The 23,783-nt window shown below is 46.3% G+C and carries 20 protein-coding genes; 14 read left to right on the forward strand and 6 right to left on the reverse strand.

Annotated elements, in window-relative coordinates; translation table 11 throughout:
- Positions 1-9: 9 nt before the first annotated feature.
- The 6 genes from nqrE to LMJ53_RS06655 all read left to right on the forward strand — a co-directional run bounded on the left by nqrE (position 10) and on the right by LMJ53_RS06655 (position 6,914).
- Positions 10-618 (forward strand): NADH:ubiquinone reductase (Na(+)-transporting) subunit E, encoded by a 609-nt coding sequence (gene nqrE / locus LMJ53_RS06630; protein WP_226749573.1) that lies wholly within the window; start codon positions 10-12, stop codon positions 616-618.
- 19 nt (positions 619-637) lie between these two features.
- The gene (gene nqrF, locus LMJ53_RS06635; RefSeq protein ID WP_229585357.1) at positions 638-1,864 is read left to right on the forward strand and encodes an NADH:ubiquinone reductase (Na(+)-transporting) subunit F; all 1,227 of its coding nucleotides are present in this window, start codon (positions 638-640) and stop codon (positions 1,862-1,864) included.
- A 69-nt stretch (positions 1,865-1,933) separates the two neighbouring features.
- Positions 1,934-2,947 carry an FAD:protein FMN transferase gene (locus LMJ53_RS06640; RefSeq protein ID WP_229585358.1) on the forward strand — a complete coding sequence of 338 codons (1,014 nt, stop codon included), beginning with the start codon at positions 1,934-1,936 and terminating at the stop codon, positions 2,945-2,947.
- Positions 2,948-2,955: 8 nt separating this feature from the next.
- On the forward strand, positions 2,956-3,168 hold the full coding sequence (gene nqrM, locus LMJ53_RS06645) for a (Na+)-NQR maturation NqrM (RefSeq protein ID WP_226749576.1): 213 nt from the start codon (positions 2,956-2,958) through the stop codon (positions 3,166-3,168).
- 191 nt (positions 3,169-3,359) lie between these two features.
- The gene (locus LMJ53_RS06650; protein ID WP_229585359.1) at positions 3,360-5,990 is read left to right on the forward strand and encodes an ATP-binding protein; all 2,631 of its coding nucleotides are present in this window, start codon (positions 3,360-3,362) and stop codon (positions 5,988-5,990) included.
- An 84-nt stretch (positions 5,991-6,074) separates the two neighbouring features.
- On the forward strand, positions 6,075-6,914 hold the full coding sequence (locus LMJ53_RS06655) for an HDOD domain-containing protein (protein ID WP_229585360.1): 840 nt from the start codon (positions 6,075-6,077) through the stop codon (positions 6,912-6,914).
- Positions 6,915-6,917: 3 nt separating this feature from the next.
- Here the strand turns inward: LMJ53_RS06655 and LMJ53_RS06660 are convergent, their stop codons facing one another.
- The gene (locus LMJ53_RS06660) at positions 6,918-7,823 is read right to left on the reverse strand and encodes a recombination-associated protein RdgC (protein WP_229585361.1); all 906 of its coding nucleotides are present in this window, start codon (positions 7,821-7,823) and stop codon (positions 6,918-6,920) included.
- 56 nt (positions 7,824-7,879) lie between these two features.
- Positions 7,880-9,622: a sensor histidine kinase gene (locus LMJ53_RS06665; RefSeq protein ID WP_229585362.1), complete on the reverse strand. Its 1,743-nt coding sequence runs from the start codon at positions 9,620-9,622 to the stop codon at positions 7,880-7,882.
- Between the two features lie 125 nt (positions 9,623-9,747).
- Between LMJ53_RS06665 and LMJ53_RS17070 the strand changes: the two genes are divergently transcribed.
- From LMJ53_RS17070 to ung, 5 genes are all read left to right on the forward strand, one after another.
- A complete protein-coding gene (locus LMJ53_RS17070) occupies positions 9,748-10,695 on the forward strand; it encodes a sensor domain-containing diguanylate cyclase (protein WP_229585363.1) in 948 nt (315 codons plus the stop codon).
- Between the two features lie 239 nt (positions 10,696-10,934).
- Positions 10,935-13,391, forward strand: a complete 2,457-nt coding sequence (gene thrA / locus LMJ53_RS06675; RefSeq protein WP_229585364.1) for a bifunctional aspartate kinase/homoserine dehydrogenase I — start codon at positions 10,935-10,937, stop codon at positions 13,389-13,391.
- 3 nt (positions 13,392-13,394) lie between these two features.
- On the forward strand, positions 13,395-14,360 hold the full coding sequence (thrB, locus tag LMJ53_RS06680) for a homoserine kinase (protein WP_229585365.1): 966 nt from the start codon (positions 13,395-13,397) through the stop codon (positions 14,358-14,360).
- Complete coding sequence (thrC, locus tag LMJ53_RS06685) at positions 14,351-15,634, forward strand: threonine synthase (protein WP_229585366.1); 1,284 nt, start codon at positions 14,351-14,353, stop codon at positions 15,632-15,634. Before thrB ends, thrC begins: the two co-directional genes overlap by 10 nt.
- Positions 15,634-16,302 (forward strand): uracil-DNA glycosylase, encoded by a 669-nt coding sequence (gene ung / locus LMJ53_RS06690; RefSeq protein WP_229585367.1) that lies wholly within the window; start codon positions 15,634-15,636, stop codon positions 16,300-16,302. Before thrC ends, ung begins: the two co-directional genes overlap by 1 nt.
- A gap of 39 nt (positions 16,303-16,341) precedes the next feature.
- Here ung and LMJ53_RS06695 read toward each other — a convergent pair whose 3' ends face one another.
- The 3 genes from LMJ53_RS06695 to tal form a co-directional block, all read right to left on the reverse strand.
- A complete protein-coding gene (locus LMJ53_RS06695; protein WP_229585368.1) occupies positions 16,342-16,515 on the reverse strand; it encodes a DUF3545 family protein in 174 nt (57 codons plus the stop codon).
- Positions 16,516-16,682: 167 nt separating this feature from the next.
- Positions 16,683-18,302 (reverse strand): glucose-6-phosphate isomerase, encoded by a 1,620-nt coding sequence (gene pgi, locus LMJ53_RS06700; RefSeq protein WP_229585369.1) that lies wholly within the window; start codon positions 18,300-18,302, stop codon positions 16,683-16,685.
- 25 nt (positions 18,303-18,327) lie between these two features.
- Positions 18,328-19,278, reverse strand: coding sequence for a transaldolase (tal, locus tag LMJ53_RS06705; RefSeq protein ID WP_229585370.1), 951 nt, complete (start codon positions 19,276-19,278; stop codon positions 18,328-18,330).
- A 340-nt stretch (positions 19,279-19,618) separates the two neighbouring features.
- On the opposite strand from tal, the gene yaaA reads away from it, so the two are divergent.
- From yaaA to arfB, 3 genes are all read left to right on the forward strand, one after another.
- Positions 19,619-20,392, forward strand: coding sequence for a peroxide stress protein YaaA (gene yaaA / locus LMJ53_RS06710; RefSeq protein WP_229585371.1), 774 nt, complete (start codon positions 19,619-19,621; stop codon positions 20,390-20,392).
- A gap of 66 nt (positions 20,393-20,458) precedes the next feature.
- Positions 20,459-21,757: an inosine/guanosine kinase gene (locus LMJ53_RS06715; RefSeq protein WP_229585372.1), complete on the forward strand. Its 1,299-nt coding sequence runs from the start codon at positions 20,459-20,461 to the stop codon at positions 21,755-21,757.
- Positions 21,758-21,766: 9 nt separating this feature from the next.
- On the forward strand, positions 21,767-22,183 hold the full coding sequence (gene arfB / locus LMJ53_RS06720; protein ID WP_229585373.1) for an alternative ribosome rescue aminoacyl-tRNA hydrolase ArfB: 417 nt from the start codon (positions 21,767-21,769) through the stop codon (positions 22,181-22,183).
- Between the two features lie 190 nt (positions 22,184-22,373).
- Here the strand turns inward: arfB and dbpA are convergent, their stop codons facing one another.
- The gene (gene dbpA / locus LMJ53_RS06725; RefSeq protein ID WP_229585374.1) at positions 22,374-23,762 is read right to left on the reverse strand and encodes an ATP-dependent RNA helicase DbpA; all 1,389 of its coding nucleotides are present in this window, start codon (positions 23,760-23,762) and stop codon (positions 22,374-22,376) included.
- Positions 23,763-23,783: the final 21 nt, after the last annotated feature.

Genomic DNA, 23,783 nt, shown 5'->3' on the forward strand with positions numbered 1-23,783 from the left:
GAGCGATTGATGGAACATTACATTAGCTTGTTCGTACGTGCCGTATTTATTGAAAACCTGGCATTAGCATTCTTCTTAGGGATGTGTACCTTTCTTGCTGTATCACAAAAAATCAAAACTGCTTTTGGTTTAGGTGTTGCGGTTATCGTTGTACTGGGTATTTCGGTACCGGTGAACAACTTGGTTTTCCACCTTTTATTAGCGCCAGGTGCGTTAGCATGGGCGGGATTCCCGGATGCCGATCTGAGTTTCTTAGGATTCTTAACCTACATCGGCGTTATCGCTGCCTTGGTGCAAATTCTAGAAATGATCTTAGACAAGTACTTCCCTGCGTTATACAACGCATTAGGTATTTTCTTACCTTTAATTACCGTTAACTGCGCTATTTTCGGTGCGGTAGCCTTTATGGTTGAACGTGATTATACCTTCGGTGAGAGCGTCGTGTTCGGTTTAGGAAGTGGTGTAGGTTGGGCATTAGCGATTACGGTATTAGCCGCAGTTCGTGAAAAGCTGAAATACGCTGATATCCCAGACGGTTTACGCGGTTTAGGTTCTACCTTCTTGGTAGTAGGTTTAATGGGATTAGGCTTTATGTCTTTCTCTGGCGTTCAACTATAAGCAGTAGAGGAATAACACCATGCAAGAGATTTATCTTGGCGTTGGCATGTTCACTGTCGTGGTACTGGCGCTAGTATTTATTATTCTAGCGGCCAAATCAAAACTGGTTGCCAGTGGCGATATCACGATCAGTGTTAACGGTGATCCGAGCAAAGCAATTAAAACAAAAGCAGGCGGTAAGTTATTAAGCGTATTAGCTGATAACGGTATCTTCTTGTCATCCGCCTGTGGTGGCGGTGGTTCTTGTGGTCAGTGTCGTGTCCATGTACACGAGGGCGGTGGTGAGATTTTACCCACCGAGCTGGGTCACATCACTAAAGGTCAGGCCCGTGAAGGCTGTCGTTTGTCTTGTCAGGTTAATGTTAAAACTGACATGGACATCGAAGTCGAAGCAGAAATCTTCGGTATTAAAAAATGGGATTGCTCGGTTATTTCTAACGATAACAAAGCCACTTTCATTAAAGAGCTGAAACTGCAGATCCCTGATGGCGAATCAGTACCCTTCCGTGCGGGTGGTTATATCCAAATTGAAGCGCCTGCGCATCACGTTAAATATGCAGATTTTGATGTTCCTGCACAATTCCGTGGTGATTGGGAACGTTTCAAATTCTTCACACTGGAGTCAAAAGTGGATGAGCCGACTATTCGTGCTTATTCAATGGCTAACTATCCAGAAGAAGAAGGCATTATCATGCTGAACGTGCGTATCGCTACGCCGCCACCTAATAACCTGACGCTGCCTTGCGGTAAGATGTCATCGTTTATTTGGTCTTTGAAAGAAGGCGACAAAGTAACGATTTCAGGGCCTTTTGGTGAGTTCTATGCCAAAGACACTGAAGCTGAAATGGTCTTTATCGGTGGTGGTGCAGGTATGGCGCCAATGCGTTCACATATCTTTGACCAATTACGCCGCTTAAAAACCAAGCGTAAGATCAGTTTCTGGTACGGTGCGCGTTCGAAGCGCGAAATGTTCTATGTTGAAGATTTCGATATGCTAGCGGCAGAGAACGACAATTTCGAATGGCATGTGGCGTTATCTGACCCACAACCAGAAGATAACTGGACGGGCTATACGGGCTTTATCCATAACGTTATTTATGAAAACTACCTGAAGAACCACAAAGCACCAGAAGACTGTGAGTTCTACATGTGTGGTCCACCAATGATGAACAAAGCAGTTATCAATATGCTGAAAGACTTAGGCGTAGAAGATGACAACATTCTATTAGATGACTTTGGTGGTTAATCTAAGCGTGACGCGGTAAAATAGTAGGGGTGACTTTTAGTCGCCCCTTATTTTTATCAGGAGCAGAACATGCGATTTATTCGCCCCTTGCTAATGTTAGTGTTCGTTATAGTGGTTGCGGCGTGCCAACCGCAGCAAACCTTCCCAGAATACAAAGTGGAAGGTAAAACGATGGGCACTTATTATGTTGTGAAATTCTACAGTGACCAAGAGCCGGATCTGACCGCGCTGCAAGCCACCTTTGATACCGAGTTAGAGCTATTAAACGATCTGATGTCGACCTATCGACCAGAATCTGAATTAATGCGCTTTAATCGCCAACAGAGCAGCGAGCCTTTTAGCTTATCAACCCGTACGCAACTGGTTATAGCCGAAGCCATTCGTGTCGGGCACGAAACGCAAGGTGTGCTTGATGTTACCGTGGCGCCATTAGTCGAATTGTGGGGCTTCGGTGCGCAAGGTCGCATTGAACATGCGCCTGACGAGCAAGCGTTAATAGCCATACGCCAACATGTGGGTATTGATAAAATCAGTTTAAATGGCACTGAGTTACAAAAAAGCGATCCGCGGGTGACTGTTGATTTGTCGACGATAGCTAAGGGCTATGGCGTCGATCAATTAGCAGAGATCTTATTAGCGCAAGGCATCACAAGCTTTTTGGTGGATATTGGTGGCGAAATGCGTTTAGGTGCAGCAAAACCTAATGGTGAGTGGCGAGTGGCCATTGAAAAACCGATCGACCATGAACGTGCTGTGCAACGCATTATGGCGGTAAACCAAATCGCGGTAGCTACCTCGGGTGATTATCGTAATTACTTTGAGGAAGACGGTATTCGTTACTCGCATTTAATTGATCCGCGTACGGGTAAACCCATCCAGCATAAAACAGTATCTAGCACTGTGCTGCATGCATCCGCTATGACGGCAGATGCCTATGCCACAGCGTTAAATGTGATGTCGGCAAGTGAGGCACTGGCGTTTGCTAATCAGCAGCAGCTTGCTGCATTAATTATTGAAAAAACGGATGCCGGTTTTGTGGAACATATATCAGATGCTTTTAAACCTTATTTAACTCAACCTTGAGGTGAACAATGACCATTTTTTTAATGACCTTTGGGTTATTTTTAGTTGTAGTTGTGGCAATGGCCAGCGGTTATTTATTACAACGTAAGTCACTTGCCGGAAGTTGTGGCGGTTTAGGTGAATTGAACATCGATAAAGCTTGTGACTGCGATAAGCCTTGTGAGAAAAGACAAAAACGCTTAGAAAAAGAAAAGTTTTGGCAAGATAATAAAATTATCTAAAGCTCAGGGCTAGGTCGCCATGCGATCTAGCCCCATCAAGGCTATGCCATGTTCATGGCTACCAGACTTTGCGTTAACCGAGTTAAATCTGCTTTTTGTCGTCAAAACTGCCTGATCCCTTGTCGCTGACTGCAATGCTGAGTATGCTGTAAGTCCATTGTTATTAACAATTATAATAGGCATAAGCCAGCATGAGGCTTCGGGAAACACTGTTAATCTATATGCTGCCGCTATTGATTTTACCTTTAGCGTTGTTAGGCTATTTGGCATATCACTACAGTAACACCGTCAAACAACAACAATTGTTTCAGCAGGTTTCACAGCAGTTAAACGACCAACAACAATACCTCAATGACTATTTAAGAGTTAATCAGACTAAGCTGTCGATACTCACCATTTCAAAACGCCTTAATCAATATTTACAAACGGGTTCCGCCGAAGATAAACAGGCCGTAGATAGCTTGTTTCAAGAAGTGGCGGCGCAAGATAAGACGCTACGAGCCATCAAGTTGTTGCGGCTAAATGGCGATGAGGATGTGATTTACCCAGCTCAACAGGCGGTTTCGACGGTACCAAGTCGTTTTAGGAATGAGTATTTTTCTTTAGTACAAGCGATGATCGAAGATCAAACGGTGTTTCTGGCGCCACATGGCGTAGATCGTCAATTGCAGGTCTTTATTGTGAAAAAGCTTTACCTTGCGGATAGTCGCGCGAGTCGGCAAGTGTGGGGTTATATTTTGATGGTGCTCGATGCCGAGCCCTTTGCTCAAGTTGCGAATAACCCTGTCTCAACCAATAGTGTCACTTTATTGGTCAATCGTGCCGCCACCATTGCGTATGCCGCCAATCAATCTTTAATCGGTAGTGCCTTCCCGCCCAGTCAATATCGGATCATTCAGCAGAGCATTGATCATACTCATTTTATTGATAGTTTATTGCTGGGCCAACCGAAACTCTTACTCGGTAAAAACTTAACGGGCTCGTATCAGCTGATCTACGGCGTGGATGCAGACGAGATGTATAGCCAGTTTTTAAACTGGCCATGGTATATCTTGTTGTTCGCGTTATTTTGTATCTTCGCAGTGCCTATTCTAATACACCAAATACTGATTTATCAGGTGTTTAACCCGGTAAAACAACTGACGGCAGCGAAAACGGCGGTTGGCCGCGGTAACTTTGCGACATTACTTGAAATACGTAAGCAAGATGAACTCGGTGATATGTTCGCGGCTTTTAATGTGATGGTGCGGCAGTTACGCGTGTACCGAGAACGTGAAACAATCTATAAACAGCAACTCGAAGATAAGGTATTGCGTCGTACTCAAGATCTCGCCCGGGCCAATAACGATTTAGCTTCAGCTAACCAAGAATTAATTTTAGCGCGTGAAGTGGCCGAGCAAGCCAACCGTTTAAAAAGTGTATTTTTAGCTAACATGAGCCATGAGATCCGCACACCATTGACTGCGATTATTGGTTTTAGTGAGCAAGCCTTAAATGAAACAGAACAAGAAACCCGTTCGGATTATTTACGCCGCGTGCTGCGCAGTAGCGAGCATTTGCTTGGCTTAATCAACGATATTTTGGATTTATCAAAAATTGAAGCTGACAAATTAGAGCTGCAATTAAGCCAGGTCGATTACCTAGCGATGCTCGATGAAATTTATCAGCAAACCAAGGAGCAAGCCCGTCAAAAGAGGCTAGAGTGTCAATTACACATTCAGTTTCCGTTACCCCAAACTCTTTATGTGGACAGCTTGCGTTTACGACAGGTGTTATTAAATCTCACCAGTAACGCCGTGAAATTTACCCGTAAAGGTAAGATCTTGTTAGCGGTCAGTTATGATGCAGCACATTCGCGGCTGTCGATTAAAATAAAAGACACCGGCATTGGCATGAATAACGATGAGCAACAGCGTTTATTCCAGCCGTTTATGCAAGCCGATGCCACCGTTACTCGCGATTTTGGTGGAACGGGTCTAGGCCTGTGTATCTCGAAAAAACTGATTGAGCAAATGTCGGGCGATATTTTGGTCGAAAGTGTCAAGGGCATTGGCAGTAGCTTTGAATTACTGTTGCCCGTTGGCGATACAGTGCAGCTGATTGAGCAATATGAGGCTGTTGAACCCCTTGCTGAGCCGATAACCGAGCATGACACGCAGTGGCAACTTAATGTGCTGGTGGCGGAAGATAACCCGGATAACCAACTGCTGCTGGCGTTAATGCTAGATAAAGTGGGAGTGCATCATGAATTGGTCAGTAATGGTCATCAAGCGGTAGAGCGCGCTTTATCTGGCCGTTTTGATGTGATCTTTATGGATATGCAAATGCCTGTGATGGGTGGAGAAGAAGCCACTCAATTGATCCGACTGGCCGGCGTGAACACCCCCATTATTGCAGTGACGGCTAATGTGATGGCGGAGGATGCCGAGCGTTACCGTCTAGCGGGGTGTCAGGAATTACTTGGCAAGCCTATTGTGCAAAAAGAATTTTTGTCCTTGTTGCGTCGTTATGCTAAAACAACGTCAAGCAAATTACAGGAGTTGGATCAGCATTTAGCCCAGGATCCCGCTATGCAAGCGCTAAAAGCGCGTTTTAAAGCGCAGTTGCCGGCGTTATTACAGCAATTTGAGCTAGCTTTGCAGCAGCAAGCCTGGTCTAGCCTAGAGTTTGATGCCCATAGTTTAAAAGGCAGTGCGGGCAGTATGGGGTACCCACAACTCACCCAACTTGCCGACGAATTAGAAAAAATAGCAAAACATCAAGATGTGGCTGCGGTGCAAGCTATCTTGCAACAGATGCAGCAGATAATCGAGCAAGCTTAATGTAACCGGATCGGCTTAAACCGAGGGTGCTTACTATTAAGCCCTATAACGAGTTTTCATTGATTAACCGAGAGACTGCGCAGTATGAGTGCACAACAAGCATTACTGACTATTTTAGATGACAAGATCCGTAATGACCGCTTGGTCTTACCGACCTTGCCAGAAATTGCGTTACGAGTGCGGCAACGAGCCGATGATGCCAGCGTAAGCTTAGCGCAAATGGCAGAGGTTATTTCACAAGACCCCTCCTTGACAGCCCGGATGATGAAAGTCGCTAACAGCGCCTTTATGGGGCGTTCTATTAAGGTGAGCACCTTAAACCAAGCGGTTACTCGAATTGGTTTAAGCCAAATTAAAAATATCGCCACCGCGATGGCGGTAGAGCAGTTATTCATATCGCAATATAAACAAGTACAGCAGCATTTAGATAAATTATGGCAAGACAATGTGCAGGTCGCGGCGATCGCGGTGGCCTGCTTAAAAGCCTATCAAACAGTGAATAAGCAATGTACGTTAAGTGCGGATGTGATGACGTTATGTGCGTTAGTGCATAATATTGGGGCGCTTGCCGTGATCACCGAAGCCGAACGGCATCCAGAAGTGTTTGGGCATCCGATTTTTTTAACCAGTGTGATCGACAAGGCGGCGCCTTATATTAGTGTCAAAGTGTTAAAGGCGTGGGGCTTTGATGACGAGTTGCAGCGTGCAGCCAAAACATGGCGCGTCTGTAAGGCCAGCCCAGAATTAGATTATACGGATTTTATCCGTTTAGCGGCCGTAGCACGCGGTTATTACAAATCAACGGAAGAACAACACCAATTGCTAACGCATTATGTTACGCAGCAAGTGGTGTCGGTACCGGAGTTTATGCAACAACCGCAAATTGCCAACCTGTACCAAGACATTCGGCAACTGTTTCAATAAATCTTAACTTTCCGGATGGCTATTCACCTGCTCGCTGATGGCGAGCAGGGCATTGTTGACACTGTCCGCCATCAATAGCAAATCTGCATCTAATCGTGCCGGTAAATCATCCCAGCCCAGTTCATCATTGTGCTCAATAACGCTATCTGGGTATTTGACTTGTTTGATACTGCCATCATCAGTGATGGTTAGTGAGACACCTTCGGTTTGTTGCAAGCTGATGCGTGTAACCAATTTATCTTGTAAATGGGTTTGTACTTCATCGGCGCTGAGTAAATGATTACTAAAGCGCACCTTGGCACCTTCTTCATCGGGCGCTTTTAACTCGACTTCCGCCCCTGGCATAAAGCCCTTGGGTAAATCTTCATGCTTTAACCATTGTTGCAACTGACTATTCAGTTTATGGCTGTCTAACCAAGGTAAAGCCGGTAAAGAACCCATGGCTTTGCGCAGTAAAGCCAAGATATCTTCTGCTTTACTCGCACTGCTGCTATTAATCACCAACCAGTTTTGTTGCGCATCATAATAACCTTGAGTCAGCTGTGAACGACTGAAAGCACGCGGCAGTAAAGTATGAATAAGCTCTTCTTTTAAAGCCTGTTTTTCTTTGCGACTTAACGCGCGGCCTTGTTCTTGCTCGGCAGCATCAATTTTGGGTTGTAACTCTTCATTGATCACGGCAGCAGGCAGGATCTTTTCTTGGCGCTTAATCGCAAAAAACCAGCGGTGCTGCTGTTGATGGCAATATTGTTTAATACTGTTATGCAGTGGATAGCTAAACCCACTTTTCACTGCTTCTTGGCCGGTACAAGGGCTGAACTTAAATTCAGCGAAGGCTTGCTCAAGGCTGGCCAAATCTGTTGTCAGCGGAGCGCTGAGTTTGTAAACCCGAATATTTTTAAACCACATAAAAACTTTACTCATTTTACAGCAAAGAGCGGCAGTATACCCTGCTTCAAGCGGCGCTATCTATTTAGTTTTTTAGGAAAACAAATATGATAATGCAAGCCTGCGCCCAGTTGGCTGCTGACCTCAATGCTGCCACCTAGCGTTTGGCGAACTAAGTTATAGATGATATGCGTACCTAAGCCGCTGCCACCCTGATTGCGCTTGGTGGTAAAAAACGGATGAAATAATTGCGCTAATTGATCGGCCGCGAGCCCTTTACCATCGTCAGCATAATGGATATCAATATTGTGCTCATTGTCTAGCACGGTAATGCGGATCAGCCCATGCTCTCGGTCTTCAAAGCCATGGATCAATGAGTTCATCAACAGGTTGGTAATAATTTGTGAAATAGCACCGGCAGGGCAATCTAGGATAATGTTCTCTTCGCAGTTCACCTCAATTTGATACTGGGTTTTCTTAAAGTGCGGCTGTAATGAACGAATAATTTCATTCAGATAGTCGCAAAGATTGATGGTGCGGGTGGCTTCACTGGCTTGATCCACGGCGATTTGTTTAAAGCTAGCAATCAGATCGGATGCTCGCGTTAAATTTGATTGCAATAAGGCGGTACTTTGTTGCGCTTCTTGTAAGAATTCTTCGAGCATTTTGGGCGTAAGCTGTTTTTGTTGATAAGCGCTGCTCAGTTTGCTGACACGCTCATCTAAAAAGCTGGTGGCCGTAACACAAATCCCCACAGGGGTATTCACTTCATGTGTAATACCGGCGACTAAACCGCCGAGTGCCGCCATTTTTTCAGATTGCACTAGCCGGTCTTGCGCTAAGTTTAAGTTATCAATGGTCTCCTGCAGCTCACGTTGTTTTTGCAGTAAGTTACTTTCTGTTTGCACACGCTGTTCGATTTCTTCACGTAGAGCTTGTTTTTTATGCAGTAATTCTTGTTTTTGTTGCTGCAAATCCATCATCGCTTGACTTAACCCCGAGGTTTTGCGCGCGACTTCTTGTTCTAATAAGAGGTTTTGTTGATCTAATTTATTATGTGATACCAGCAATTGTTGCTGTGTTTGTTTTAATTGGCCTTGATTGTCGCTTAAGCGAGCCAGCAGTCGGTTAAACGCATTTGCCATAAAGGATAACTCGGCGCCTTGATCTTCTGCGACAATGACTTTGCTGCCATCCAACTGGTCGAGATCTAAATCTTCAATTTGTTGGCTTAAATCAGCTAAAGGTTCAATCAGATAACGGCGAAACGCCAGTAAGAATAAGATAATTAAAAAAGTGGTTTTTAGCATTGCGTTGGCAATTAAGAAATATAAACCCACTTTGATACGTTCGATAACAATATCGCGGCTGGAAAATAGCGTGACATCGCCTACTTGGCTTGTTCTGCCAGAAAACTCAAAGATTAACGGAAAGGTAAATCCAAAAATACCCGAGCCTTGTTCACTTAAACTGACTTCTTCACTCACCAATTGGTTGCTAAAGCGTTGTTGAATATCAATATAACGGCCAGATTGAGTAATAATGGCGCCGTTATCGTCCCGCACAATAATCCCTTCAATGGTTGGGATGGCTAACAAGCCGTCGGCAATATTTAAGGTTTGTGGGGTGTTGAGCTCCCAAATCGCCCGCGTCAAACTGCCAGCGAAGGTGTTTTGTAAGGTGGTTAGCTCGTTATTAATATAATTTTTGGCGTTGTAATATTCAGCAACGATCTGGCCAACGGTCACCACGAGCGTCAAAATAAAATAGACTGATAAGACTTTTGTCAGCAGCTTTTTTGACAAGCTGGGTTGCTGCATGGTATCACCCTAAGATTGATCATCGTTTTATTATTATGTATTACTGTTACCATAACGAATAAGCGTAAGATTTAAAATAGTTATAGCAAAATAGTCAGCAATTGGCGGTAAAAAGAGGAATCTGTGTGATCTCGTCGATATTAGTAGCCATGGTGCAACATTTACCTGGTGGCGTTTTGTTACTGAATTCGCATTGCCAAATCAGTTACGCCAACAGCTTTATTTACCGATATAGCGAATTGACAGAGCGAGAGCTGGTAGGCAAATCGTTTTTTTCTTTGTTTCCCGAAGTGCCTAAAGCGTGGTTCAATCGGAAAATGCAGAGTGTGTTGACCAGCCAACAAACCGAACAGATTAGCTGGCAACAGCGCTTGTATTTACTGAAGTTTCCTCGCCAACAACACCTGGACCAAACACAAGTGTATATGGCGCAAAATTGCACGCTTATTGCCTTACGTCACCCTCAAACTCACGAACAATTTCTGTGCTTGTGGATCCAAGATGCCAGTGAGCAAGCGCGTTATCACGCTCAATTATTAATGACGCAGCAACAACTCAAAATTCACGACCGCCAAGATAGTCTTACCGGCTTGATGAATCGACAATTTTGGCAGCAACAATTACTATTAGAAATCGCACGAGCCGAGCGCTATGAGCGGCCATTATCGCTAATGATGTTTGATATTGATCAGTTTAAACACCTTAATGACCAATATGGCCACAAAGTAGCAGATATCTTGTTACAGTCGCTAGCGCGTCATTGTGCAGGGCTATTGCGTGATAATGATCTCTTAGCACGCTTCGGTGGCGCCTCTTTTGCGGTCGTGCTGCCAGATACCACTTTAAATGGGGCAATAGAAGTGGCCAACCGGATCCGTTTGCAATTATCAGAACAAGCTTTTATCGAGCATGAACCCAAAGCGCGGGTGACAATTAGCGCGGGCGTGAGTTTGCATCAAATATCGAACAGTGCAGATGAATTGATCTTACAAGCCGATCAAGCCCTGTATCAAGCCAAACGAGCGGGCCGAAATCAGGTCAGTATTTGGAATGCCGCAGCGATAGCCAGTTAAATCAGAAAAAGGATTGACAGACGTCTATAAGTCCGTGCATAGTGTGCCCATGAAAATAAAAATGACAGCACTCACCATGATTATTATCACCACCAACCCTGCGGGGTAGGAGGTCGGCGGTGTGTTGTCTGTAAAAAGGCCCGTGACCTCAAAAGGTTTCGGGTTTTTTTTTGGCCGATAATGGCGATGGGTCTGCGATAGCAAAACAACGAAAGACGACAATGCGCGAGGAGAGAGACATGAGGGTGCTAAAATTTGGTGGGTCATCGTTGGCGTCAGTTGCCCGCTTCAGTGAAGTGGCAACGATCGTGATGCAACAAGCTACGACGGAACAAGTGTGTTTAGTCTTATCGGCCCCACAAGGGGTGACCAATACGCTGGTAGAATTAACGGATCTGGCTTATTTGGGGGCCGATTTTCAAGCGCTACTGCAACAGTTACAGCAACGTTATCAGCAACTATTGCAAGATGTGGTAGGTATCAGTGCCGCACAGCAGCAGGTTGTGCAGCAGTTAATTACCCAGCAAATTGAACAATTAAGTTTGCGATTACAGGGTATGAGCCTATTACGCTTCTGTCCCGATCATATCAAGGCGCAAATTCTGGGCTTGGGTGAACAATTTAGCGTGGCGCTGATGACGGCGTTGTTGCAAGCGCGTGGTGCAGATGCCGCATCACTTGATTCCGTAAAATTAGTGAAAAGCCATGGTGATTTCTTAAATGCCACCGCGGATGTGGAAGCGACGGCACAACAATTTCAACAAGCCATTGCCGGTTTGCCTGCCAGTATCTATGTGTTAGCGGGTTTTGTTTCAAGCAACGCTCAAGGCGAAACGGCTTTATTGGGGCGAAACGGTTCAGATTACTCTGCTGCAGTCGTCGCTGCGGCAATCCGAGCCAGTGCCTGTGAAATCTGGACGGACGTTGATGGTGTTTACAGTGCCGATCCACGGCAAGTAAAACAAACGCGCTTAATTGATCGTTTGTCGTATGATGAAGCGATGGAGCTATCGTACTTTGGTGCCAAAGTACTGCATCCGAAAACCATCGGCCCCTTAGCGCGAGTGCAAATACCGTGTTATATCAAAAATACGTTGAACCCAAGTGCACCGGGTACCTGTATCGATAACGACGGTGATGGTGAAGCCTTAGTAAAAGGGATCTCAAGCCTAGAGCATTTAGCGTTAATCACTGTTTCCGGCCCTGGCTTGAAAGGTGTCGTTGGCATGGCAAGCCGGGTTTTCGCTTCCATGGCACGTTCACAGATCTCGGTCAGTTTGATCACGCAATCTTCGTCTGAATTCAGTATCAGTTTTTGTGTGCCACAATTACATTTGCAGGCCGCTAAACGCGCGTTAGAGCAAGAATTTGAACTCGAATTACAAACCAAATTATTACGACCGTTAATCATTCAATCTGATATGGCCATTGTCAGCTTGGTGGGGGATGGCATGCGCCAACATAAAGGCGTTGCCGCAAAGTTCTTTGCCTCGTTAGCGCAAGCCCGAGTGAATGTTGTGGCGATAGCGCAAGACAGCAGTGAGCGTTCGATCTCGGCGGTGGTAGAGCAACGCAGTTGTCAAAGTGCAGTAAAAGTGTGTCATGAAAACTTTTTTAGCCATATCCCGAGTATTGATGTGTTTTTGGTGGGCTGTGGTGTGGTTGGTAGTGAGTTATTGGCTCAAATCCATCGTCAACAAGCGTTTTTGCAACAACGACAAGTGCGCTTAACGGTGTACGGCATTGCCAACAGTAAGCAGTTATTATTAGCCGGTGATGGCATAGCATTAGAGTCGTGGCAGCAACAATTGCCGGCTGCCAAGCAAACCTTCTCTTTGGCTGAATTAAATCGTTTTGTGCAAGAACAGCATTTGATTAACCCGGTATTAGTGGATTGCACCAGTTCACAGCAAATTGCCGACCAGTATGCTGATTTTCTGGCGGCGGGTTTTCATGTCGTGACACCCAACAAAAAAGCCAACACGGCCAGTTTAGACTATTATCACAAGCTACGGACGGTTGCCCAGCAACAGCGTCGTCGCTTCTTATATGAAACCACTGTAGGCGCTGGCTTACCGGTCATTGATACACTGCAAGGTTTAATTAATGCGGGTGATGAACTGTTAGCCTTTGAAGGCATTTTATCTGGTTCGCTCTCTTATATTTTTGGTGAGTTAGAAGCGGGTGTTGCTTTATCAACCGTAACGGCCAAAGCCAAGGCGCTGGGCTTTACTGAGCCAGATCCTCGTGATGATTTATCGGGTATGGATGTCGCACGTAAGCTGTTAATTATGGCTCGGGAGTCGGGTTTACAGCTGGATTTAAGTGATGTCGAGGTGGAGTCTGTATTACCTGCCGATTTTGATGCCAGTGGCAGTATCGATGACTTTATGGCGCGTTTACCCAGCCTTGACGAGCATTTTGCAAAGCGCTTAGCCGAAGCCAAAGCAGCAGGGCAGGTGCTACGTTACATTGGTGAAATTCGTGATGGTAAATGTAAGGTGGCCATTAAAGCGTTAGCGGTTGATCATCCCTTAGCAAAAGTGAAAGACGGCGAGAACGCCTTATCGATGTTAAGTCGTTATTATCAACCTATCCCGTTTGTGCTGCGGGGCTATGGTGCCGGAGCCGCAGTGACGTCGGCAGGGGTGTTTAGCGACATCATGCGCACGCTAAGTTGGCAGCAGCAGGTATAAATAATGCAAAAAAACAGTATTAAACGGTATTACGCTCCGGCATCGACGGGTAATTTGTCGGTCGGCTTCGATTTGCTTGGCGCAGCCTTTGCGCCAGTAGATGGCAGTTTGCTGGGCGATGTATTAGATATCTTAGGCGAGGCGGAGTCTTTATCGCTGACCATCAGTGGCCGTTATGTGCATCAGTTACCTGCAGGTACCACGGATAATTTAGTGAGCCAGGCCTTTTATGCTTTTGAGCAGGCGTTAGGTAAAACGCTACCTCGCTTGCAATTACACTTACATAAAAACCTACCCGTTGGTAGCGGTTTAGGTTCTAGTGCTTGCTCAATTGTTGTCGCTTTTTATGCCTTTAACGATTATTTCGGTCAGCCCTTTAGTCAAACTGAACTGCTCCAACTGATGGCGACGGCTGAAGGGGGCGTCAGTGGTAGTGTGCATTATGACAATGTCGCGCCTTCTTATTTTGGCGGCTTGCAATTAATGCTACCGGATAGCCCGGCAATTTGTCGCAGTTTGCCTTGGTTTGCAGACTGGCAAGTGGTGTTATGCTACCCCGGTACCGTGTTATCCACCAAAGCGGCACGTGAAGTGTTACCAAAACAACTCTCGTTAGCACATAGCATTAAATTTGCAGGTGCCTTAAGTCGCTTTGTTAGCGCCTTATACAGTAGCGACGACGTTGATGCGGCGGCCGCTTTACAAGATCTGGTGGCTGAACCGGCACGTTTGCCGTTATTACCTGAATTAACGGCATTGCGAGCAGCGCTCACTGACGCAGGGGTGTTGCATTTAGGTATCTCTGGCGCAGGGCCAACGTTATTTGCCGTATGTAATAGTAGCGCTGTGGCTGATTTCGCGGCTCAATATCTGCAAACCCATTATGCAAAAAATCAAGATGCGCTCACCGTAGTGTGTCGTCTGGCGAATACAGGCGCGCGGGCGCTGGAGGAAGAAGCATGCAATTAAATAATTTAAAAGTACCTGCAGAGCAGGTCAGTTTTTTACAAGCCGTACGCCAGGGGCTAGGGCAGCAACAAGGGTTGTTTTTCCCGAGCAGTTGGCCCAAATTGGATATTGAGCATTTACTGAGTTTGCCCTTAGTACAACGCAGTGCGGAGATTTTATCTGCGCTAATTGGTGATGAACTCAGCCCGCAGCAAGTACACCAGATGGTTGCGCACGCCTTTACCTTTCCGGCACCGCTGGTTGCGGTAAACGAGCAAGTGCATTGCCTAGAGTTATTTCATGGCCCAACGCTAGCTTTTAAAGATTTCGGTGGGCGCTTTATGGCGCAAGCCTTAGCGCAAGCGCAGCAGCAACAACATACTACGATTGTGACTGCCACTTCAGGCGATACTGGGGCTGCCGTGGCGCATGCTTTTTTTAAACAACCGGGCGTGCAGGTGGTGATTTTGTATCCGAAGGGTAAAATCAGCATGCTGCAAGAAAAACTGTTTACGACGCTGGGTGAAAATATTACCACCGTAGCGGTGGAAGGCGATTTTGATCAATGCCAAGCGTTAGTCAAACAAGTGTTCGATCATAAAGCACTGGTTGCTGAGTTTAATATCAACTCGGCTAACTCGATTAATATCAGCCGCTTGTTTGCACAAATCTGTTATTACTTTGAAGCTATGGCACAAGTACCGGTAGATAAACGCTCAGAAGTGGTTATCGCGGTGCCGAGTGGTAACTTTGGTAACCTAACGGCGGGTTTAATTGCCAAAGCTTTGGGGTTACCGATCAAGCGCTTAGTGGCTGCAACCAATCTTAATGATACGGTGCCTCGTTATTGGTTAAATGGCGAATGGCAGCCAAAAGATACCCGTGCAACCTTGTCTAATGCCATGGATGTCAGTGCCCCTAACAATTGGCCGCGGGTTGAAGCATTGCTAGCGCAAGGTGTGATAAGCCGCAGTGATATTGAAGCGACCATGGTTGATGAAGACGATACGCAAGTCGGTATGCGTTTATTGGCGCAAGAAGGTTATTTAAGCGAGCCGCATGCGGCCGTGGCTTATAAAGCGTTAAAACGTTGTTTACAACCGGGTGAGTTTGGAATCTTCTTAGGTACGGCACATCCGGCTAAGTTTAAAGAGCAGGTCGAGAATATTCTAGGCAATCCAATCGCGTTACCGGCAATTTTAGCTAAATGTGCCGCTGAGCCGGGCTTAAATTTAGAGATCCCTGCTGACTTTAGTGCCTTAGAGCAAGTGATTCGGCAAACGGCTGCTCAATAATGCTGTGGGCTGATGTGTTGGCTGCTGAAAAACAGCAGCCATATTTTTTAGACTTACTGGCTCAGGTTGAACAAGCGCGAGCCAGTGGTAAGGTGATTTATCCACCGAGTAATGAGGTGTTTAATGCGTTTAAATTAACGCCATTAGCACAGCTAAAAGTGGTGATTTTAGGCCAGGATCCCTATCACGGGCCAAATCAAGCACATGGCCTAGCTTTTTCAGTTCGAGCTGGGGTAAAAGTGCCGCCGTCGCTACGAAACATCTACAAAGAGCTGGCGCTGGAATATGCTGATTTTGCCGCCACGGATCAAGGCTGTTTACAGCGCTGGGCTGAGCAAGGGGTATTGTTACTGAACACGGTGCTGACCGTGGAAGCGAATAGCCCGAATTCACATCAGAAACTTGGCTGGGAACCGTTTACCGATTTCGTTATCCAACAAATTTCCGCCCACTGTGAACAGGTGGTGTTTTTATTGTGGGGGAGTCATGCGCAAAAGAAAGCCCGGCTGATTGACGCTCAGCGCCATCATATTTTAACGGCACCGCATCCTTCACCCTTATCGGCGCACCGAGGGTTTTTCGGATGTGGACACTTTTTACAGACCAATAGCCTATTAACAGCGGCGGGTAAAACGCCGATTAATTGGCATGCGATCCTAGCACAGTGATGAAAACAATAGGCCCGCTACGAGTAGCGGGCCTATTGTTTATAATTCAATGTTATCTAGTTCAGGTTCGATGGTCCAATCTATGTCACAGAGTTCCTTTTTGAGACGTTGACGCTCTTTCAGCTCTTCAATTTCACGCCATTTGCGTTTGACCACACGTGTCTTCGCAGCAGGTCGTTCCAACATATTCAGTAAGTCTTCGAAGCTTTCCATATTACGGCCTCATCTGATGTTGATTTTGTTGTTATTTTCAACAAAGGTTCTACCATATTTTGTTTAAAAATAAAACTAAAAAGTGACAACAAGATGACAAGCCAAAAAAAAGGCTGCGAAAGCAGCCTTTTTACGTTAATCAAATAATAATAAGCTTGGTGGTATGCCTAAGGTTTTTGCAAAAAGCGTTTTATTAAGTTGGCGGTTGAGCAATCAAATTGTCCGTCAGCTTGACCACTGATCGCCTGATAAATGGGGCCTGAGAGTTGTTTACCTAACTCGACGCCCCATTGATCAAAGCTGTTCAGCTCCCAAATAGCCCCCTGGCAAAACACCTTATGCTCATACATGGCGATTAACGCGCCGAGGTGATAAGGCGATAAAGCATCGAGTAATAGGGTGTTGCTGGGCTTATTACCCGGCGATACTTTATGGGGCGCCAGCTCTGCCGCGGCCTGTTGTGTCATGCCTGCAGCTAAGCATTCGGCAAGGGCTTCCTCTTCCGTTTTACCCTGCATCAACGCCTGTGTTTGCGCAAAACAATGCGCCGCTAAGCGTTGATGTTGATCCGCTAAGCTGTGGCTTACCTGTAAGGGCAGAATAAAATCAGCCGGTACTTTTAATTGGCTTTGATGTAACAATTGATGATACGCATGTTGGCCATTGGTGCCTGCATCGCCCCAGATCACGGGTGCCGTGGCGTCTTGTAGTGGTTGGCCGCGACGGTCAACCGACTTACCATTACTCTCCATATCCAGTTGTTGCACATAAGAGGGCAATAAACGTAAATAATGACTGTAAGGCAATAAGGCTTGAGCTTGGCAGCCAAAACCATTGATGTACCAAATGCCTAGCAATGCCAAAATAACCGGCAAGTTTTCACTAAAGGGGGCATTAAAAAAGTGCTCATCCATGGCGGCAGCACCGGCTAGCAATTCTTTAAAAGCGCTATTGCCGATCATTAATGCAATGGGTAAACCAATGGCAGACCATAATGAATAACGACCACCAACCCAATCCCACATGGGTAAAATATGTTTCTCAATAATGCCAAACTCGGCAGCCGCTTTAACATTAGACGAGGTCGCCCAAAAGTGATGAGCAATGGCGCTACTGTCGGCACCGGCGTCGTTAAACCACTGCCGTAATGCCAAGGCATTTTGTTTGGTTTCTTCGGTGCCAAAAGACTTAGACGCCACCACGACGAGGGTGGTGGCAGGATCGAGTTTTTTGGTGATATCGCTCACCACCGCACCGTCGATATTCCCTGCGAAGTGCAAGTTTACCGGGCTGCAATGATAGGGTGTTAGTGCTTCTACGGCCATCTGTGGGCCTAATAATGAGCCACCAATGCCTACCCAGACTAAATCAGTGATCGGTTTACCTTGATAGCCGATATAACGCTGTGCGTGTAAATCATCAATCAATTGTGCCATTTGCTGCTGACAAGCCGTAATGGCTGCACCAATATCTTCGCCGGCTAGCTGTAAATTGCTCAGATCTTGTTGGCGCAATCGCGTATGCCACACGGTGCGCTGTTCAGTATTATTAATGGCCGCACCGGCTTGCATTTGTTTACTGAGCTGACGAATTTTGCTTTGTGTGGCTAATTGCTGCAAAGCTTGCCAACTTTGCTCGTCTAATAAGTTTTTTGAATAATCTAAATAAATACCACAAGCGCTGGTGCTAAAACGTTTAGCACGGCCCGGTTCTGCCGCAAATAATTGCCGCAGGGGTTGCTGCTTCGCTGCTAGAGGGCTTAATAAAGCCGTAAGGGTTACCGACATCGCGTCATCTCCTACAAATCAGAGGTTAAAGTTGGGCAGCGAGTAATGCTTCGAGTTTGCGTTGATCCACGGCAAATTTGCGGATCCCTTCGGCCAATTTCTCCGTCGCCATGGCGTCTTCGTTAAGTGCCCAGCGAAAGGCTTCTTCGGTTAATGCCGCTGGTTTTGTCGCTGTGGCGCCGTCGTCTTTCAAATGTACGGTTAATTCGCCTTGCTGCTGTTGCAGCTCTTCTAACAAACCTGGGCTAATGGTTAAACGGTCACAGCCGGCAAGCGCTAATACTTCACCAATATTACGGAAGCTGGCACCCATCACTACCGTGTTGTAACCATGAGTTTTGAAGAAGCGGTAGATCTCGCGTACCGACAAGACACCAGGATCGGTTTCGGCGGTGTAGTCTTGTTTGGTATTGGCTTTGTACCAGTCGAGTATACGCCCGACAAAGGGAGAAATCAGGAACACACCGGCTTCGGCACAAGCGCGTGCCTGCGCCATATGGAATAACAGGGTTAAATTACACTGCACGCCTTCTTGCTCAAGCACTTTGGCCGCTTGGATCCCTTCCCAGGTTGAGGCAATTTTAATTAAGATGCGCTCACGACTGACACCGTTTTGCTGGTATAAGGCTACTAATTGCCGTGCCTTGGTTAAGGTTGCATCACGATCAAAGGACAATCTGGCATCGACTTCGGTAGACACGCGGCCAGGGACTAACTTACTAATAGCCGTGCCAATATCTACCGCAAATTTATCACTGGCTAAGCTTAACTGCGCGTCTTTGTCACTGGTTTGTGCTTTAGCATAGGCAATCGCTGCCGCTAAGATGGGCTTAGCAAAGTCGAGTTGGCTGGCATTTAATAATAACGATGGATTGGTGGTGGCATCGACCGGACGAAACTGTTCAATAGCACCCAGATCACCGCTATCAACGACCACGGTGGTGACGGCTTTTAATTGGCTGAGAAGATCATTCATGTTGTTCACTTACCACTTATTAGTTGGAATTAGCTTAAGTATACGTCTAAATGGCTATTCTTGTAATAAAATAACAACAAAATAGCCGTTTGTCTAAAAACAGGGTTAATGTGGGATCTGCCCTTAACGAGGCTGCTCTGCCGTTAGTTGCAGCTTAACGAACGTAAGAGGACAGTCAGCAAAAACCAGATACAGCGGGCGACAGAGTGGTAACGCTGATGCAGATTCCTTTTGCAATCGAGTTAGTAAACAGCATAATGGGCTATATCGTTGTCTGCAAGGTCTGAAACCGCGGCTGTGCAGTATAAACGCTCATTTTGTCAAAATAGGAGCCGTCTTTATGTTGATGGTGGTATCGCCAGCCAAAGATTTAGATTTAACCCCCGTCGCGCGTGAGCTGAGTTTTAGTCAACCTGCTTTATTACAGGATGCCAAAGCATTAGCCACGGTTTGTCAGCAGTTAACCCCAGCTGATTTGTCATCTTTAATGCATATTAGTGATAAATTGGCGGGTTTAAATGCGGCACGCTTTGCACAGTGGCAGCCCCCGTTTAATACCGACAATGCGAAAGCTGCGTTATTTATGTTCAATGGTGATGTGTATCAAGGCCTAGCGGCGGATAGCCTGTCGGATGACGAGCTAAACTATGCACAAAACCATTTGCGTATTCTTAGCGGTTTATATGGTGTATTAAGGCCCTTAGATTTGATGCAAGCTTATCGGCTTGAGATGGGCACAAAACTGTCGAATCCACGCGGTAAAGATTTGTATGCCTTTTGGCAGGCCGAAGTGACTAAGGCTTTACAACAGCAGCTGGCGGCTTTGGGCAGTGATGTATTACTCAATTTAGCCTCACAAGAGTATTTTAAAGCGGTCGATAAAAAAAACTTATCGGCACGCATTATTACGCCTGAGTTTCGAGACTATAAAAATGGCCAATATAAAATCATCAGTTTTTATGCCAAAAAAGCGCGTGGCCTGATGGCGCGTTATGTGATCCAGCACGCATTACAAGAACCTGCACAATTACAACAATTCGACCTTGATGGTTATTATTTCAGCGATACGTTATCCAGCTTGGATAAACCGGTGTTTTTGCGTGATGCCAGCTGACATTACTTTACTTTTTTGCCGGTATTTTTGTTAACATACCGGCCTGTTTTCAGTTGAGCCTACGCTATGAAATTTCCTGGTTTGCGCAAAATAAAGCATTACTTCCCAGTATCCCAACCTAAACCACAACTGCCCAGTTTTGAAGTGCGGCCGGAGTTAGACACGTATATCGTAGGGCTTGATCAAACTATCGTTGATGTAGTGGCCAGTGTCAGTGATGAGTTTCTCGCGAAACATAATATTCCCAAAGGGTTATCCAATTTAGTCGCCCATGAAAAAGCCAACGAGATTTACCATGAGTTGGTGGTGGAGCAAGCGATTTCGGATCATTTTGCCGGTGGCACTATTGGTAATACCATTCATAATTACTCCGTATTAGCCGATGATAAATCGGTGTTGCTCGGCGTGATGTCGGCCAATATCGCGCTTGGCTCGCCAGCCTATCATTATGTGTGTCATACCAGCTCGAAAGTGGATATGAACCGCCTGCAAGGTGTTGCCGGTGATATTGGCCGTGGTATCACGATGATTACGCCCGATGGTGAACGTACTTTTGTTATCGATCCCAGTGATATGGATCAGCTGGCACCGGAGTATATCCCGACTGACATTATTGCAGGCGCGGCAGCGTTTGTGGTCAGTGCTTACCCCTTGCGCGCCACTGATCAGCCCATTCAACAAGCTATGCTTAAAGCGTTGTCGGATGCCAGTGAGCAGCAAGTACCGGTGGTGATGAGCTTAGGTACGCGGCATTTGGTGGAAGAAAACCGCGAGCAAATCATTGAAAATGTTAGTAAATATGTCAATGTGCTGGCAATGAATGAATTAGAGGCCGAAGCGTTAACCGGCTTTGCTGATCCGCTACGCGCAGCGCAAGCCGCTTTAGAGATCACCGATATGGTGTTGATCACCGCAGGCGCTGAGGGGCTATACTTGTGCGGTTATACTGATGAAAGTATGAAGCGTGAGAGTTCTAACCCGATCAAATCGGCAAGCTTAGCAGATTTTAATCGCTTTGAATTTAGTCGGCCGATGCTGCGGCAAAATTGCCAAGCACCCTTAAAGGTCTATTCGCACATTGATCCGTATTTAGGCGGCCCAGAGCGCATTAAAAATACCAATGGCGCCGGTGATGGGGCCTTAGCGGCCATATTACATGATATGGCGGCGAATCATTATCATAAACAAGTGCAGCCGTTATCGAGCAAGCACGAAGAGTCATACTTGGCTTATTCATCGTTTGCACAATTATGTAAATACGCCAATCGGGTCAGCTATGAGATTTTAGTACAGAATGCTCCACGTTTGTCTAAAGGCCTACCTGAGCGCGAAGATAGCTTAGAAGAGGCTTACTGGGAGCGTTAAGGAGCAGCGGTGATCAGGATTAATGCAAATGTTCATGTAGCAGATGATGAGTTGAGTTGGCAATTTGTGCGCTCCTCTGGCCCTGGCGGCCAGCATGTAAACAAAGTATCAACGGCAGTGCTGCTGCAGTTTGATATTGCCCACTCCAGCTTACCTGAGATCTACAAAAGCCGTTTGCTGCAATTGTCTGATCACCGTATTACACTCAGCGGCAAAATTTTGATTAAATGTCAGCAAAGCCGCAGCCAAGAGCAAAACCGCGAGCTGGCATTATTGCAATTTGTGGAGTTGGTGCACAGTGTCAGTAAAACCCCGAAGAAACGTTTTGCCACTAAACCAACTTATGGCAGCCAGCAAAAACGCTTACAGCAGAAGAAGCAGCAAGGCCATACTAAGGCCTTGCGCCGTGACAAAGGTTTTGAGTAGGGTTCGTCTGGCGATGCTTTGCTCTTTGTGGCCTACATGGATGTAGGTCAGGGCGAGAGCAGGACGCGGTAGCTTCACTTGTCGTTTATTTAGAATAACAAACCGGGTACCGCGTACTGCACTCCTCGTTTCGCGATCAAAACATCGCCAAACGAACAAAATCTAAACAGCAAACGTCAACAAGCCCTAGTTAATCGTTACCTAAACGGTAAGCCCGAAAACTGCGGCCCTTGATGCGGCTGTTGTTTAATTGCTGCAAAGCGGCTTTTAAAGCGCTGCGTTTTACCGCCACATAAGCCCGAAAATCCTGTAATTGAATTTTACCAATATCGGCAAAAGCAATCTGATCATCACGGGTGAGCGCACCCACAATATCGGCCGGGCGTAATTTTTGTTTTTTACCGCCGTCAATTTCAATGGTTGCCATGAGCGGTAATAGCGGCTTGCTATTGCTGGTTTCCGGTAAGGGCTCAGGATTAATCTCTTGGCCCAGCGCCTCTTCAAGTTGGCTAATTTTATTACCGTCTTGCGTGGTATACAGCGTGCATGCGACCCCTTGCTCGCCGGCACGACCGGTTCGGCCAATGCGATGGATATGCGTATCCGTATCGTGCGCCAGTTCATAGTTAATCACCAGATCAAGCTTTTCGATATCTAAACCGCGTGCCGCCACATCGGTGGCTACCAACAATTGTAAGCTGCCATTGGCAAATTGCAGCAGTTGTTGTTCGCGTTCGCGCTGCTCTAAATCACCGTGTAAGGCAGCCACACTAAAACCGGCATATTTTAATTGCTCGGCTAAGCTTTGCACTTCTTTACGGGTATTGGCAAAAATAACGCAGCTTTGCGGCGCTTTAGCCAAAATTAAACGTACCGTGGCTTGGCTGCGTTCTTGGTTATGGCTCAGCAAAAAGAATTGCTGATTAATATTGGCTTTGGCAGCAGGGCTATCAATAATCACTTCTTGGGGTGAATGTAACAGCTCGTTTGCCAGTTTCTTCACGGCAGGCGCAAAGGTGGCACTAAACAGCAGTTGTTGGCGCTGTGCTGGCATAGCATCGATGATCTGTTGTAAGTCTTCGGCAAAACCCATCTCGAGCATCCGATCGGCTTCATCGAGCACTAACATCGTCAGTTCTTCTAGGTTCAAACGCTCATGTTGTAAATGATCTAACACTCGACCCGGTGTGCCCACAATGATGTGCGCACCGTGTTCTAAGGACAAAATTTGTCCTTTGGCCGGAATACCACCACATAAGGTTAATACTTTGATGTTATGGATGCCGCGCGCCAAAGTTCGAATTTCGGTGGCGACTTGTTCAGCCAATTCACGTGTGGGGCATAACACTAAACTTTGTACCCGAAAACGCTTAACGTCTAAATGACTAAGTAGGCCTAGTGCAAAGGCGGCTGTTTTACCCGAGCCCGTCGCGGCCTGAGCCAGCACATCTTTACCCGCCAAAATTGCCGGTAGGCTTTGTGCCTGCACAGGCGTAGGCTGATGATAATTCAGGCTGGTTAAGGTATCGAGTAAGGCGGGTGAAAGCGCAAAGGCGCTGAAACTAAGTTGAACACTCAAGGGGACTATCCTGCACTTGGC

The sequence above is a fragment of the Rheinheimera sp. UJ51 genome (assembly GCF_020819615.1).
Taxonomy (GTDB): domain Bacteria; phylum Pseudomonadota; class Gammaproteobacteria; order Enterobacterales; family Alteromonadaceae; genus Alishewanella; species Alishewanella maricola.